The sequence below is a fragment of the Methanospirillum hungatei genome (assembly GCF_020216685.1).
GTDB lineage: Archaea > Halobacteriota > Methanomicrobia > Methanomicrobiales > Methanospirillaceae > Methanospirillum > Methanospirillum hungatei_B.
The window spans coordinates 1-11960 of sequence record NZ_JAIWNS010000160.1 but is presented as its reverse complement, the minus strand read 5'-3'; the positions used below and the strand labels follow the sequence as shown (position 1 = coordinate 11960).

The following is an 11960-nucleotide window of genomic DNA, read 5'->3' as shown; positions in this document are numbered from 1 at the left end:
GATCATGCTGCAGCAGACCCAGGTCCCCCGGGTCCTGAAAAAGTTTGATGAATTCATCCGGATTTTCCCAGATTTTGAGACTCTTGCTCAGGCATCACTTGAGGGTGTCCTGCGGGCATGGCAGGGTCTTGGCTATAACCGGCGGGCAAAATACCTCCTTCAGATTGCGCAGGAGATAATGTCCCGGTGGGGAGGTATCGTCCCGGATGATCCTGCCATATTACAGACTCTCCCTGGCATAGGCGCCGCAACTGCAGGATCAATCGTTGTGTTCACTTATGACCGCCCGGTAGTATTCATTGAAACCAACGTCCGCCGGGTATGCATTCACCATTTTTTTCAGGACCGGGTGGGGGTATCTGATACGGAGATATATCCGGTGCTTACCCGGATCCTTGACCACACTCATCCTCGTGAATGGTATTACAGCATCATGGACTATGGGACATTTCTTGCGGGTGTAATAGATAATCCGAACCGCCGGAGCAGACATTATGCGGTGCAATCAAAGTTCTCCGGGAGTGATCGGGAGATCAGGGGCAGGATCCTGAAAGTATTATTGGCTGAGGGTCCTTTGTTGTGTGACCTCGTCCATCAGAAGATTCAGAGTGAGAAGGAACGGACAAATAGGATCCTTGAACAGATGGTAGACGAAGGTCTTTTGATGAAAGATGGAGTTCTGATCCGGTTTCCTGACAATGAAAGCCGGACCTCATAATTCGTTTATGCCCGGGCGGGATTGCCTGCCTAAAAGTTCAATGTGAAATGCACCTGGAAAAATATTGCCTATTTAGAATGTGGCTGTCTGATTATATTTCAGTGTTCCACTTTAATGTATCAAGAATCTCTTTCTGCCGTGAATTCAGCCCGGTTACCAGAACCCGATCATTACCAAGGCCTATGAGGCGTATCTTCATGAGTTCAAGATAAATTTTTTCAGCGGTGTAAATTGAGAGAAGTCCTGACTTAGCATATTGTTCATGTACCCACCGGTTCACCACATGAGCCAGGAATGCGACGAGGAATGCACCGCTTCTCATCGTGTCACTGTCTACAGAGAGGGGGAAGACCTGGAAATTTCTGATATATGTCGAAAGGAACCTCTCTGCTTCGGCACGCTCTTCCAGCCACTCAAGGCAGGTGTCCCACTGGTATTCCGGATCTCCGGTAATAATCACAGAAATACCGCAATTTTTTAAATATTTTCCCAGGGTCTTTCTCTTGACATCCACCAGAATCCGGTTATTCTGGACACGCCACTGGAGGAAGGGTTCATAGATGCCGGCAACATCAGCAACTGCCTCGGCAGGATTGACCCATTTATAAATTGGTTTCTCATTCAGGTTTTCAACAATGAGTTCGATATCTTCACCAAAACGTTCCCGTATCTCCTCTTCTTTTCGTGGACTGTAGATGATGTACCCCTTTATCTGAACCGTTTCAAGGGAGATATTGACCGGTATAACAAACAGGGTTTCACCCCGGAAGATCTTGAGATTTTTCGGATGCATCAGGTCAGCCCGGTATTTCTTAATCTCTTCTTTTATGAGATCATGATCCGGATCAAGAGGAAATATGACCGGGATCTCACTGTATAGTGCTCCATACAGGTTCATTGACGATGCAAAACTCTTTCCTGATATGATGACTCCCTTTTTCCCGGAGAATAGGTGCATTCCTGCATTGATTGCTTTTACCAGGTCTGATGTGATGAGATATTGGGCTGATGAAAGATATCCTACCGGGATATTGGCGATATTATCATAAAACAGAGCAATCGGTTCCATTCCGTGATGGGATACCCCGGTATGCCATGAGGTCTGCTGGACCATGGGGATGTTTATTGTGCTGATCCGCATATTCCCGCTTTCAGGAATCTGGGATAATGAGCGGCAGATACTGAGATGAATGGAGCCTTCACCCAGTTTTTTTAGCAGCCGGGAGATGCTCTGGGTGGTAATTTTCAGGCCTGAAAAGATTCGGGGGAGGACCGTTCCGTCATACCATGAGGCAGGGGAGTGGAGGGCATCAGGGTGATGGATGCCGGCATAGAGAAGGGTGAGAAAGAGCCGCACTTCATGGTCAGTCAGATGGGCTCCCAAAATCTCCTGGATATGCAGGCTCTTTACCGCCTGAAGGTAGGGGATAAATTCTCCATATGAGTACACCCGTTCTGGATTTTTTGCTTTCTCCCTGACCCTGACCGGTTCCCCGTCGACATTTTTTCCCAGGTATCTGCTCTTTTGCCTGGTTCTCCGGGTCTCCTTGTCGTAGTAATAGGTTATTTCATACAGGTATTCATGCCCGTTGATCTTTTTGACACGGGTAGTCGTTTTCACATATGCTAATAGGCATGTGATATATTTTAAAATTTGTGTTTTTATGTTCAATAAAAACGAATTTGATTCTAAAATCGGTTGCCTAATTAAATAATTCTAAATTTAAACTAAAACCTCAATCTCTCTGAACATGAGGGCTAAATTTAATATATCTCAACGATAATCTATAATTACCTCTCTGCAAGAGAACCTGCATGAGACACCCCCCATCCGAATAACACCTGACGCATACATGTGAAATGCCTCATTTCACACCCCCCATCAAATGTGTGTATCTAATTCATGAGGATCTTGTAGGAGGAGAATGTTCGATGAAGACCCCATTGGTCTCTGTGATACCCGATATCACTGGTTGACTGCCCCAAGGGAGCAGAGACCAATCCCCTTTTCCAAATAATTTATATCCAAAAACTATCAGGATTTTCCATGGTTTATTACAAATAAAATGAACATTCCTCCCTGAACTGCCGGAGGGTTCCTTGCCGTTCCTTTTGTTATTTGTTCATCCGGGTATCCCAGGTTTTCACAGATGATGATCTCTGCTTTTGGGTCAACTTCAGTCAGTTTCTGTCCTAATGTCCTGACCGGAAAAGCAGGGTCAGCGATGATACATACCTTCCTTCTCGCAGCAATCATCTCACAACAATCAGCTACAGCCTGATCATGATCCCTGCCATGGGCGGTGATGAGAAAGAGGTTTGTCAGCGTCACCCCGGTTTTTGCAGCTCCCAGCTGGACGGACGATATTCCGGGGATAATCTCCCCGCCAAGATATCCAAGCCCTGATATCATCGGATCACCTGTCGAGAGTATGACTGCAGAATCAGGCAGAGTCCGGAGTGCCTTATAATCGTCAATCTCCCTGATCTCTGCATGGGGTGGAAGGACATCCCTGACCAGATCAAGTGCCCGGTCTGAACCGACGATGAGGTGTGCAGATTGTATTGCCTGAATCGCTGCCCCTGTCAACATCCCCGGTCCACATCCGACACCAACAATCTTCATTGAGAATCTCCGATGATTGCTCCTTCCCGGTTCACCACGACTATTCTGACATTCGGGTGTGCGCTCTTATAGATCTGAAAAGATGACAGCATGGCCGGCAGAAAGCGCTCGGTTGTCATAAATTCTTCAACGGTTGAAAACCCGGTTCCATCAAGAATGGACGGATTTACATATTTTAAGACCAGGGCCGGAAGACCGCAGATGATCACTTCACCGGTAAGATGGGGGATGATAGTCCCAAGCCTGGATCCGGCAAGGATGACTTCATGGTCAGGAAATAACATCCGGGCATATCGCATCCCAATCCTGCCGGTGGTAAGTACGACCCGTTCTGCATGAACCGCCCGATCACAGACGGTCTGTTCCAGATGATCATCCCAAGGCTCAACAAATCCGGTTGTGCCAAGTATAGAGATGCCACCGACGACTCCAACCATCTGGTTCAGGGTTTTTTCTGCAACTTCTCGTCCCTCTCGTGCGAAAATCCTGACTGATACACCTGGAATGCCGGTCTCCTGGACAGCCTCCTCTATTGCGTGTTTGATCTCATCCATGGCCTGGCAGGAGACCGCCGGATCTCCGGTTTTGTACCGGGGTGTGTCACGACTCCATCTCCCGATTCCCTCACCAAAGGAAAGGGAAATTCCTGAATCTGCGGGGGTCGCTTCTGCGGTAAAGACCAGTCCTGCAGTGACGTCTCCCGGATAGTCCCCGGAATATTTCCTGCACTCTCCGGTTCCCCTGGTAATGGTGACCGGAATCTGAACACGTATGCCGGCTGGAGTGAGGATTGATACCTCGTTGAATCCGGTATTTATAAGGGAGAGGACTGATGCCTTGGCTGCAGCAGATGCAGAACTCCCTGTCGTAAACCCGCGCCTTCGTATGGTTCCGTCTGAAGTCAGGACAGCAAGCCCCTCACTGACAAGAAGGCGCTCTGTCTCGTCTATGCAGAGGGAGACCCACTCCTCCGGATAGGTAAATCCGCTGACCGGATCCTGCATATTATTCGATGGTTCCGGCGGCTTCAACGAACATGGTGATGATCTCATTCATGGCGGCGACAGCGACCGGAGTGCCCCCACGTGTCCCTTCGTTTGAGATTGAGGGAATGTCCAGCGTCCGAAGGAGTTCTTTTGACTCAGCGGCGTTTACAAACCCAACCGGAGTTCCGATAACGAGAGCTGGTCTGATCCCTTTTTGAATCAGATCACAGAGAACCAGAAGTGCTGACGGGGCATTGCCGATGACAATAATGGATCCGGACAGGCGTTCCCCAAGTGCCATCAGTGCTGCAGAGGTCCGTGTTTTTCCGCCGGTATCTGGTGACGAAAGGGCATCAAGGATACACGTGACCGGACTTTTATGTCCTTTCTTTTGGATACCGGTCTGCACCATCCTGATATCGGTATATATCGGCGCTCCGGCTTTCAGGGCAGCTAGACCTGCATTCACCGGATCACCCTGAAACCTCATCAGGTCTGCCATTGCGAAGTCACCGACTGCTATTGAGCAGCGCTGGCGAATCCGGTCAAGGGGGCCTGCGTCTCCTATGGTCTTTCTGGCCAGCTCCCGTGATGTTCGTGAAATGGCATACCCTTCCGGCGTATCTGCCCCGATATCTGTATAATCAGAATTCATATTTCCGGTGGTACCCGCGGGGGGTGAACATTCCTCTGACATCTGCATATCTCCTGAGCATTCGTGTCTCTTCACCGCCTATAAAAACGACGGTGTGCATGTCAATACTATCAAAAACGTCCATGACATCCGTAAGGGTGGTAACGATGATCGTCTCATCCGGACGGTAGGCATCTTTTACAATCCCGACCGGCGTGTTACCGGCGAGGTGTTCGCGTGCGATCTCTATGACATCTTCAAACAGATTTGTTCGTGTCCGGCTCTTTGGATTATAGAGTACAATGGGGATTCCGGCCGTGCATAATGCCCTGATGCGCTTTTCAATGACATCACGTGGTGTCAGAAGATCTGAAAGACTGACGACGGCAAAGTCATTGGTGAGTGGTGCCCCAAGTAAAGCAGCGCCGGCACTTGCTGCCGTGACTCCGGGGATGATGTCTATCTTCAGGCCCGGCGCAATTCGTTCGGCCATCTCCAGGATAAGTCCGGCCATTCCATAGACGCCCGGGTCCCCGCCTGATACCATGACGACATGGCTCTTCTTTGCCAGGGTTATGGCCTGCTTTGCGCGGTCGACCTCTTTGCCCATCTGACTTTTGATGACCTCCTGTTTCGTGAGAAGATGCGGAATCTGGTTGATGTAAAAGTCATTTCCGATGACGATATCCGCGTTCTTTATTGCTTTTTCAGCTGCGATAGTCAGCATATCCGGACTGCCAGGACCTATCCCGACGACGGCGAGTGAGCCCGTGGGAGTGTTAGGGTTATTCTGCGATTGCGATGGTGACATTTCCATAGATCTGTTTCTCCAGGATGAGGTGGTGATGGACTGATACAGCAAGCGCTGCGGGCTCTGCAACACCCGGCAGTCCGAACCGTGATGCAGCAGACTGTGAAGGGGGTGCCTCTTCATTTAGGTCGGAGGGATTAAGAAAGATTATATTTCTGCCCAAAGTTCTGACTGCATCAAGAAGGCCTGATTCATGGGATTTGATCATGCCGGATGCATAGATGGCAATATCTTCCGGACTGATTCCGGCCGATTCACATGCGGAATGAATTGCATGAACAATCTCATCTGCGGAAGTGCCCAGTCTGCATCCGATGCCGACCGTATATGGTCCGTCAGCAACAAGGAATGAGACGCCGGATCCCGCGATAACCATCCCGGGACCCGGGACCCGGTATACATGGGCATTCCCGGTCAGGACTGATGCGTTCGCCTGCCTGGTAGACCGGGTATTGACAATCCGCAGGTGTTCTCTTTTTGCCAGAACCTCAACAGCCTCCCGTCCGGTAGCTTCTGTCGCGGTGGTGATGACCGGTGTCATGCCGCATCTCTCCTGCAGCTGGTATACGAGATCATTTGCCCCGTGATGGCCTCCGAGAACCGGTATGGCATACTGCATATCCGGACTTATCACCACAACAGCAGGATCTGACCATTTGTCATGGATAAGGGGTGCGATATTCCGGATAACGATGCCGATTGCCATGATCGCAACAATACGCTGTCTTGTCTTATAGAGTTCAGAGAATAATCCTGAACGGTAGGGGATGAAGTCCGCGTTGATTGCCGTTGCAATTCTTTCAGCCTGTTCCTGAAAGTAGGGGAGTGCTGTTACAACCGTACTCATGAGTAAAGGAATGACCTGATATGTCCCTTTGGATCTTCTGCAAAGACTTCACCGATGAGCAGTAGGGCGGATTTTGTAATCCCTGCGTCGGCCGCTTTTTTGGCGATGTCCTGTACTGTTCCCCTGATGATCTTCTGATCCGGCCATGTTGCGTGGTACACAACCACTGCAGTGGTCTCGGGGTGACAGGCAAGGCGGGATGTTATCTCCTCAAGTTTGTCAGTTCCCAGAAAGATAGCCATGGTCTCACCGGTCTCTGAGAGTTCGAATATCTTGTCTTTCTCAAGGGTCTTTCCGGCCGGACGGGTGATGATGACCGATTCAGATACGCCCCGGAGGGTCAGCTGGGCCTGCAAAGCCGCTGCAGCACCAAAGAGTGAGGAGACACCGGGGACGACTTCGACTGATATGCCCTCCTGTTTCAGAAGATCAATCTGTTCGACGATAGCCCCATAGAGTGCAGGATCTCCTGAATGAAGTCTTACTACAGTCTTACCTTCCCGGATTCCCCTGACCATGATGGGGATCATCTCTTCAAGGCTCATACCATTACTGTCGTACTTTTCGCTGGCCGGAGCGCTTGCAACAAGGTCAGGGTTGACGAGTGATCCGGCATATATCAGGATGTCAGCGGAGTCAAGGAGCCTTCGTCCCTTTACGGTAATGAGATCCGGATCTCCGGGTCCGGCTCCAATAAACCAGATTTTATTCATAGATCACGCTCTGCATACAGGAGTGAGAAGTAACTGCTCTCTTCCGGAAGAAAATCCCCGGTGAGGACCTGCATACCGTCCATGTACATCCGCTCCACCAGTGCAAACCTTGTGTAGCCTTTTTTTCGGAGGTCTTCTGCCAATGCCCGGGGTTTTCTGACTTTCATCCGAATCTGGGATTTTATCTCACTCCCATCGGTGACACAAAAGCCCCCGGTAATGGGAAGCCCGGTCTCTGACATGAGTGCCGTTATGGACGAGATCCCGGGAACAGTACCGACGATGATATCAGGATATCGTTCCTTCAAAATCACAGTGAGGCGCGAGAAGGTTGAGAAGATATTCGGATCACCGATGATTCCAAATACAACATTTTTATCCCTGGCATCAGATGCGATCTTTTCAGCATTCTCGATAATCTGCACCCGGATAATCTCTTCATCATGACTCATGGGGAAGGGAAGTTCAATGGGGGTGCAGTACGGCTCAACCAGACGCCTGGCCAGACCACCTGGAATATACACGACATCCGCTTCTTGTAGCATGCGGACGGCTTTGATGGTCAGAAGTTCAGGATCACCAGGGCCAAGACCTACTCCGGTGAGCATCAGGCAAGCCCTCCGATGATGATGAAGACCGGATCAAGGGGTTTTAACATAAATCCCCCGGCAAGCGGCATGCTTTTTGAAACCTGAACAAGGGTGACTTCATGAAACATATCATATTCCTGTAATGTTGAGATTGCTATATTGAGCGTTTCAAGGAGAACCGCGGTGATGACAATGGTCTTCACCCCGAGGTGAGCCAGCCGGGTTATAATATCAGAGAGATTTCTCGATCCTCCCACGAAGGCTTTGTCTACGGTATCCAGAGAGGAGAGTATAGAAACAGCATTGCCAAAGTGCGGTGTTACATTGGTAAAACCACTCTTTCGCAGTTCCTCACAGGTCCACCGGTATGCTTCCTCCCTGATATCCATGGCATGAACATGCGAAACCAGTGGTGCTGCGGTCAGGGTGACCTTCCCGGTTCCACACCCGATATCAGCAAAAATATCTGCCGGTTTCAGATCCAGCTTGTGCATGGCTATCGCAAGCACTTCATCCTTTGTTGGTCCGCCTGTTGGTGGTTTATCCGGTGGACAATGTATCATATGCTCCGTATACATTAGCGGGTGCCCTTCAAAAGTGATTGGTTTTGAATGTGTCAGAACTATCAGGTGCCGGATAAATCATCTGGTTTATCGCTCCCTATGAGTGATCGAACGGGAATTAACCTGTTGTTTGTCTGATTAAACAGGGTCACCCGTTCAAAGACCCTGGTCACCATCCCTCCGGTTGTCAGAATCAGACTGGTCCGTCCGTTCATTGCCTGGAGGATGCATTTATCGATGACCGCATAGGAGATGTCCGGAGTCAGACCCCACTGACGGGCACAAATTTTTGCCCTGCTCCCCATCACACCGATGGTATCACACGAAGTTCTTGCAAGAATTGCCTGTATCTGCGGTCCGGATATCAGATCAACATCCCCTACATGTATTGTCCCATACCCATTGTCAGAGAGGCGGATGGATCCATGATGATCATGCTCGATGATTCTGATGATATCAAGGACGGTTCTGGGTAAGGTCCCCGGTGTTTTCATTCCCCTGCTCTTCAGTTCCTGCGAGAGCTCGAGAAGTATCGGGGTTTTCAGCCGTGCCCGTCTGACCAGTTCTTTATCTGAGAAGGCCTCTTCCGGTGTTCCTGATGCAATTATCCGGCCCTTCTCCATCAGGATTATCCGGTCAGCCCAGGGGTAGGCAAGTTCAACATCATGGGTGGAGATGATGATGGTTTTTCCCTGGTGATTGAGTTCATCAAGGAGGTCCATGATATCTTCGCTCCCGGCAGGATCAAGCATACTCGTGGGTTCGTCCAGGATGAGCACATCAGGATCCATGGCCAGAATCCCGGCGATGGCGACCCTCTTCTTCTCTCCGCCAGAGAGGTGATAGGGTGGACGCTTCTCAAATCCTTCCAGTCCGACGCTGTGGAGCGCATCCGAAACCGCCTGCTGTACCTGTTCTTCCGAATAGTCCAGGTTCACCGGTCCGAATGCGACATCCTGCCATACAGTTGGTGCTATTATCTGGACATCAGGATCCTGAAAGACAAACCCGATCTTCTGCCGTATCTTCCGAAGTGATGCCCGATCATATGAGACCGGTTTCCCATGAAAGGTGACCGTTCCCTTATCTGGTCGTATCATCCCGTTCAGGGTGAGAAGAAGCGTTGATTTTCCTGCTCCATTGGAACCGACCAGGGCAATTTTTTCACCCTTCTGAATGCAGAGACTGATATCGGAGAGCGCAGGGGATGCATATGGATAGGCATACTCGAGATCTTTGAGTTCGATGAGTGGATCCATGTGATTTCCTTTACCCGGATGTCCAGAGGATCATGCCGATGATGATGAAGAGATAGAGAGAAACTGCCGAGAGAGATCGCCATTCCACCGGATTATAGGTGATCATTTTTGCGTATTTTCCATTATAACAACGGCAATCCATGGCATGAATGAGATCTTCACCCGCGTCCCATGATGTGATGAAGATGCTTCCAAAGAGCATGCTGTAGGAATTTAACGCTTCCCTGGGTTTGGTATATCCAAGACGCATCTGCTGTGCGAGATATATCTGTCGGGCTTTCTCCATAAAAATGAAGATGTACCGGTAGATGATCATTGAAAGGTCGATAAACAGGTCAGGAACTTTCAGTTTTTTCATGATACCGAACAGATCGGTCATTGGTGTTGTCAGGGATATAAAGAACAGGGCGCACATACCTCCGAAAACCCGTGCGAAAATATGCAGTCCATGATTCAGGCTTTCCTCAGTCACGGTGAGGGTGAACCAGGGGAATATCTGAATGGACCATATTTTCGTCACCCCTTCTGAGAGAAAAATGATAATAAGTGCGCTCATAAACGCAAAACTGAGCGGAATTCCAAGTAGTTTCAGATAAAACTTCAGGTTTATCTTTGCAAGAAGGATTGTTACACTACTCAAAGTTACGGCAAGAAAACAGGGTACAATATAATTTGGCGTGAATAAAACAAGGATGATTGATCCAATACCAAGGAGAAGTTTGGTATATGGATGAACCTGGAGAAGGGCGTTATGTTGTGCTGCTTCTTCCAGGAAATCATGCGCAAACATTATTCTATGCTTAATTCTGGTTTGTTTTTCTCTGTCCAAGCAGGTATCCAAAACTAAGTCCGAGAATTATCCCGCCGAATGCCGCCTGGAGTGCAAATATTCCAGATTCAACCTCACCGGATGGGGGCGCCCACTGGGGAATCAGGGGGGTGACATCGTCTTCTGCAACACCGGTAAGTTCTGAAACAATCGCTGATCCAACGCCGTCTGAACCTCCGAACTCTGCATCCGGGTTGACAGAGGCACTGTAAAGAAACACTCCGATAAAAAGCACCACAATGATTCCGACAATAATCTCAAATTGATATTTCATTTTTTACTCCCCCCGTGCGGCTTTGATCTTCTCTTCAGAGAATATTTTCATTCTGATGATGATGTCCGGTTTAATATCCACAATATACTTGAACACCAGTGCGAGCACTGCTCCTTCCAGGATTGCCAGTGGAATCTGTGTTACTGCAAAGACACCAAGGAAAGTTGCAAAGAGGCCTCCGAATCCAAGGTCTCCAGCCGGCACGGCTAATGTGAGTTCAAGGGCGGTGATGACATAGGTAAAGAGATCTGCGAGTGCAACGGCGATAAAGACCGTGAAATACATGTTTAATTTAGTATCGCGAAGAGCGCGGTAGACATAGTAGCCCAGAAACGGCCCACAAATTGCCATTGAAAATGTGTTTGCACCCAAAGTTGAAAGTCCACCATGTGCCAGGAAGAGTGACTGGAAGAGGAGGACGATAAATCCGATGATGGCGGTGATGAAGGGCCCGAAGACTATTGCAGAAAGACCGGTCCCGGTTGGATGGGAACAACTCCCGGTTACTGACGGGAGCTTGAGCGCTGAAAGGATGAAGATAAGTGCGCCACAGATCCCGAGAAGGGGGAGTGCATCCTTGTTTTCATTGATGACTTTCTTTAGCTGAACAAATCCGTATATGATGAATGGCAGGGAAATAATCCACCAGATAGCCGCCCAGAGTGGCGGGAGAAATCCTTCCATGATGTGCATAATTCAAACTCCTAAACAAATTTTGTCTTATTGTTAATAAAGTTGATCAAAATAATTTTGGGGATAATTTTGCGAAACTCTAACTAAATATCGAACATTTCCGGTTAATTTTCAGTTTACCCTGGTAGAGTAAGATGGTCTATTATGTCCGCGCAAAACGCCAGAATTGTTTACTTTTCAGAATATGATAGATTTTAGGTGGTTAAATGTGAGTGGAATATCTTCTTTGATCACCCGGTTATCTGGGCATGATTATAACTCGAGCATTTCGGATCTCAAATCGATGAGTATATATCTGGATCAATACAACTTTATTATCCCACATGCTTCCTGAACCATCAGGAGCAAGCGGCCGGGGAATGATTGTTCGAGAAGGGCAATACGAAAGTATATATCCTTCCGCGAGCAACGTAAGAG

Annotated in this window: 14 protein-coding genes; 1 reads left to right on the top strand and 13 read right to left on the bottom strand. The window is 48.9% G+C overall.

Annotated elements, in window-relative coordinates:
* A partial coding sequence (locus LDL35_RS10225) for an A/G-specific adenine glycosylase (protein WP_304022235.1) occupies positions 1 to 718 on the top strand: 718 nt, incomplete at its 5' end.
* Positions 719 to 809: 91 nt separating this feature from the next.
* Here LDL35_RS10225 and LDL35_RS10220 read toward each other — a convergent pair.
* The 13 genes from LDL35_RS10220 to LDL35_RS10160 all read right to left on the bottom strand — a co-directional run bounded on the left by LDL35_RS10220 (position 810) and on the right by LDL35_RS10160 (position 11543).
* Entirely contained in the window at positions 810 to 2339 is a 1530-nt protein-coding gene (locus LDL35_RS10220; RefSeq protein ID WP_304022234.1) for a hypothetical protein, read from the bottom strand.
* 414 nt (positions 2340 to 2753) lie between these two features.
* A complete protein-coding gene (locus LDL35_RS10215; RefSeq protein WP_304022233.1) occupies positions 2754 to 3344 on the bottom strand; it encodes a cobalt-precorrin-7 (C(5))-methyltransferase in 591 nt (196 codons plus the stop codon).
* Positions 3341 to 4348 carry a cobalt-precorrin-5B (C(1))-methyltransferase gene (locus LDL35_RS10210; RefSeq protein ID WP_304022232.1) on the bottom strand — a complete coding sequence of 336 codons (1008 nt, stop codon included), beginning with the start codon at positions 4346 to 4348 and terminating at the stop codon, positions 3341 to 3343. Before LDL35_RS10210 ends, LDL35_RS10215 begins: the two co-directional genes overlap by 4 nt.
* A gap of 1 nt (position 4349) precedes the next feature.
* Positions 4350 to 4985: a precorrin-8X methylmutase gene (locus LDL35_RS10205; RefSeq protein ID WP_304022231.1), complete on the bottom strand. Its 636-nt coding sequence runs from the start codon at positions 4983 to 4985 to the stop codon at positions 4350 to 4352.
* The gene (gene cobJ / locus LDL35_RS10200) at positions 4975 to 5781 is read right to left on the bottom strand and encodes a precorrin-3B C(17)-methyltransferase (protein ID WP_369694915.1); all 807 of its coding nucleotides are present in this window, start codon (positions 5779 to 5781) and stop codon (positions 4975 to 4977) included. Before cobJ ends, LDL35_RS10205 begins: the two co-directional genes overlap by 11 nt.
* A complete protein-coding gene (gene cbiG, locus LDL35_RS10195) occupies positions 5750 to 6622 on the bottom strand; it encodes a cobalt-precorrin 5A hydrolase (protein ID WP_304022230.1) in 873 nt (290 codons plus the stop codon). The genes cobJ and cbiG overlap by 32 nt, the downstream gene beginning before the upstream one ends.
* Positions 6619 to 7335, bottom strand: a complete 717-nt coding sequence (gene cobM, locus LDL35_RS10190) for a precorrin-4 C(11)-methyltransferase (protein ID WP_304022229.1) — start codon at positions 7333 to 7335, stop codon at positions 6619 to 6621. Before cobM ends, cbiG begins: the two co-directional genes overlap by 4 nt.
* A complete protein-coding gene (locus LDL35_RS10185) occupies positions 7332 to 7943 on the bottom strand; it encodes a cobalt-factor II C(20)-methyltransferase (protein WP_304022228.1) in 612 nt (203 codons plus the stop codon). The genes cobM and LDL35_RS10185 overlap by 4 nt, the downstream gene beginning before the upstream one ends.
* Positions 7943 to 8488, bottom strand: a complete 546-nt coding sequence (locus LDL35_RS10180; RefSeq protein WP_304022227.1) for a methyltransferase domain-containing protein — start codon at positions 8486 to 8488, stop codon at positions 7943 to 7945. Before LDL35_RS10180 ends, LDL35_RS10185 begins: the two co-directional genes overlap by 1 nt.
* A 62-nt stretch (positions 8489 to 8550) precedes the next feature.
* Positions 8551 to 9747, bottom strand: a complete 1197-nt coding sequence (locus LDL35_RS10175; protein ID WP_304022226.1) for an energy-coupling factor ABC transporter ATP-binding protein — start codon at positions 9745 to 9747, stop codon at positions 8551 to 8553.
* A gap of 10 nt (positions 9748 to 9757) precedes the next feature.
* Positions 9758 to 10537, bottom strand: coding sequence for a cobalt ECF transporter T component CbiQ (gene cbiQ, locus LDL35_RS10170; protein WP_304022225.1), 780 nt, complete (start codon positions 10535 to 10537; stop codon positions 9758 to 9760).
* A 10-nt stretch (positions 10538 to 10547) separates the two neighbouring features.
* The gene (locus LDL35_RS10165; protein WP_304022224.1) at positions 10548 to 10850 is read right to left on the bottom strand and encodes a cobalt transport protein CbiN; all 303 of its coding nucleotides are present in this window, start codon (positions 10848 to 10850) and stop codon (positions 10548 to 10550) included.
* A gap of 3 nt (positions 10851 to 10853) precedes the next feature.
* Positions 10854 to 11543, bottom strand: a complete 690-nt coding sequence (locus LDL35_RS10160; protein WP_304022223.1) for an energy-coupling factor ABC transporter permease — start codon at positions 11541 to 11543, stop codon at positions 10854 to 10856.
* Between the last annotated feature and the right edge of the window lie 417 nt (positions 11544 to 11960).

What these genes read in the sequence shown, in the direction of transcription:
- LDL35_RS10215 (WP_304022233.1), bottom strand. Translation starts at nt 3,344, where the DNA reads ATGAAGATTGTTGGTGTCGGATGTGGACCGGGGATGTTGACAGGGGCA.
- LDL35_RS10210 (WP_304022232.1), bottom strand. Translation starts at nt 4,348, where the DNA reads ATGCAGGATCCGGTCAGCGGATTTACCTATCCGGAGGAGTGGGTCTCC.
- LDL35_RS10205 (WP_304022231.1), bottom strand. Translation starts at nt 4,985, where the DNA reads ATGAATTCTGATTATACAGATATCGGGGCAGATACGCCGGAAGGGTAT.
- cobJ (WP_369694915.1), bottom strand. Translation starts at nt 5,781, where the DNA reads ATGGAAATGTCACCATCGCAATCGCAGAATAACCCTAACACTCCCACG.
- cbiG (WP_304022230.1), bottom strand. Translation starts at nt 6,622, where the DNA reads ATGAGTACGGTTGTAACAGCACTCCCCTACTTTCAGGAACAGGCTGAA.
- cobM (WP_304022229.1), bottom strand. Translation starts at nt 7,335, where the DNA reads ATGAATAAAATCTGGTTTATTGGAGCCGGACCCGGAGATCCGGATCTC.
- LDL35_RS10185 (WP_304022228.1), bottom strand. Translation starts at nt 7,943, where the DNA reads ATGCTCACCGGAGTAGGTCTTGGCCCTGGTGATCCTGAACTTCTGACC.
- LDL35_RS10180 (WP_304022227.1), bottom strand. Translation starts at nt 8,488, where the DNA reads ATGATACATTGTCCACCGGATAAACCACCAACAGGCGGACCAACAAAG.
- LDL35_RS10175 (WP_304022226.1), bottom strand. Translation starts at nt 9,747, where the DNA reads ATGGATCCACTCATCGAACTCAAAGATCTCGAGTATGCCTATCCATAT.
- cbiQ (WP_304022225.1), bottom strand. Translation starts at nt 10,537, where the DNA reads ATGTTTGCGCATGATTTCCTGGAAGAAGCAGCACAACATAACGCCCTT.
- LDL35_RS10165 (WP_304022224.1), bottom strand. Translation starts at nt 10,850, where the DNA reads ATGAAATATCAATTTGAGATTATTGTCGGAATCATTGTGGTGCTTTTT.
- LDL35_RS10160 (WP_304022223.1), bottom strand. Translation starts at nt 11,543, where the DNA reads ATGCACATCATGGAAGGATTTCTCCCGCCACTCTGGGCGGCTATCTGG.